At 37.5% G+C, this 1754-nt stretch carries 4 protein-coding genes; all 4 read right to left on the minus strand.

Annotated elements, in window-relative coordinates; genetic code table 11:
* Positions 1-883: recombinase family protein (locus RsY01_RS10765; RefSeq protein ID WP_133063219.1), on the minus strand; the 883-nt coding region annotated here is incomplete at its 3' end.
* Between the two features lie 44 nt (positions 884-927).
* Complete coding sequence (locus tag RsY01_RS10770; protein WP_094785529.1) at positions 928-1107, minus strand: SHOCT domain-containing protein; 180 nt, start codon at positions 1105-1107, stop codon at positions 928-930.
* 1 nt (position 1108) lies between these two features.
* On the minus strand, positions 1109-1513 hold the full coding sequence (locus RsY01_RS10775) for a hypothetical protein (protein WP_094785530.1): 405 nt from the start codon (positions 1511-1513) through the stop codon (positions 1109-1111).
* A gap of 101 nt (positions 1514-1614) precedes the next feature.
* The gene (locus RsY01_RS11130; RefSeq protein ID WP_274519425.1) at positions 1615-1743 is read right to left on the minus strand and encodes a hypothetical protein; all 129 of its coding nucleotides are present in this window, start codon (positions 1741-1743) and stop codon (positions 1615-1617) included.
* Positions 1744-1754: the final 11 nt, after the last annotated feature.

Below are 1754 nucleotides of genomic sequence, written 5' to 3' on the forward strand. Positions count from 1 at the left end.
CCAATTCGATTTGTACCTTCTCAAACAATTCTCGTTTAATGATGGGATCATGACAGTCTGTCATGTAGTATTGGTCCAACTCACCATGATTCCTTCTCTTATGCTTTGAGATAGGATCGAAAACATAAAATTTTTGAAGTTTTCGATCGCCAATGTAGAGTTCATTAGTCAGGATAGCCTTAATTTGACAAATGCTAAAGGAATTTTCTGCCACTGTTGTGAGCGCCTTAGCGTTTAATTGTTCTACAATTTTGTTCATGGCAAGACCCGAAAGATATTGCCTATAAATTTCTTTTACAATCTTTGCCTCTGTGGGGACTATCTGATAGTTGTAACCGTCATACGCATAGCCAAAGACCCGACCATACCTGATCCCCCCTGTGCCTTTCTCTCGTTTCTTACGCAGTGACCATTTGATATTTTCTGAAATGGAACGACTTTCTTCTTGAGCAAAGGAGGCTAGTATCGAAAGCATTAACTCACCATCTCCGCTTAAAGAGTGAATATTTTCCTTTTCAAATCGAACCTCAACGTTAATCTCTTTCAGATGCCTGACTGTTTTAAGTAAGTCAACTGTATTTCTCGCAAACCTAGAAATCGATTTTGTTAAGATAATGTCGATTTTACCTTGTTCACAATCTGCCAGTAAATTTTTTAAAGAGTCTCGCTTATCCATTGTAGTTCCTGAAATGCCAAAATCTGTATAAACACCTGCATACTGCCATTCAGGATGGTTTTGAATGAGCGTGCTGTAATAGCTGACTTGTGCTGATAAAGAATGATTCAATCTATCCGTTTCTTTGGATACTCTGGCATAAGCCGCGACTCGTTTTCGCCTTCGAATTTGTGGATGTATCGAGTCAATTTTTTGTATCGTTTTCATGATATGCCACCTCTCTTTCCACTACCATATATCACTCTAAACGCCTACAAAGTCAAGGCATTAGGCGATAATAATCCCCCAAAATAGGGATGGTATTTTTCAAGAAGAATGGTATCTATTTTTTGATAATCTGTCTGAGAAATAGCACCATTCTCAAGCATAGACTTAGCTACAGATAAAGAGATGTGATAAAGCATATCAGCTTTAACTTCTTGTTTTTGCATCTCACTTACCCTCTTTAAAACGTTCTGCACAATAACATTGGTGTGAACAGTATTTTCTATTTTCATAACGATAAGCCATGACTTCTTTCCCACAATGTTGACAGATAATCTTGCAAGCTTTCTTTTTCTTTAACTCACTTCGATGGTGTTGCCACCAAAGTTTACGACATTCATCTTTACAAAATTTGAGAGGTTTTTTCTTTTCCACTTGCATCATAATATCCCCACATTGTCTACAACAGTCAACCTCATCAAGTTTGGGTTTTGCCATCATACCAGAGAGGTTGTTTTTCCGACAAAATGATTTGACTGTATCTACAGAAATATTGAGCATCTTCGCTACTCTCTTATAGCCTAAACCATATTGGCGTAATTTTTTGATTTTTTCTTTGTCAGAATTGTTCATGTGATTTGTCTCCTAAGTAACAGTCAAAAAATATAGGTTAAAAGTTGCGTAAACAAAAAAGCCTGTAAGAATGTCCGAACATCCTTACAGGCTTTCTTTGCTTATCCTAATTTTTGATTAACGAGTGCTTGAACAGCATTGTAATCATAACCAGCAGCTGAAATGCGTTGACGTCTAGTTTCGCCATTCCCATAATCCCCACGGATCACTGCATCTGCTACTGCATTCAAATCAACTGCAG

The sequence above is a fragment of the Pseudolactococcus reticulitermitis genome (assembly GCF_002260845.1).
Lineage (GTDB): Bacteria > Bacillota > Bacilli > Lactobacillales > Streptococcaceae > Pseudolactococcus > Pseudolactococcus reticulitermitis.

Bases quoted from the DNA above. Each gene is read 5' to 3' on its own strand.
- RsY01_RS10775 (WP_094785530.1), bottom strand. From the start codon at position 1,513: ATGAACAATTCTGACAAAGAAAAAATCAAAAAATTACGCCAATATGGT.
- RsY01_RS10770 (WP_094785529.1), bottom strand. From the start codon at position 1,107: ATGCAAAAACAAGAAGTTAAAGCTGATATGCTTTATCACATCTCTTTA.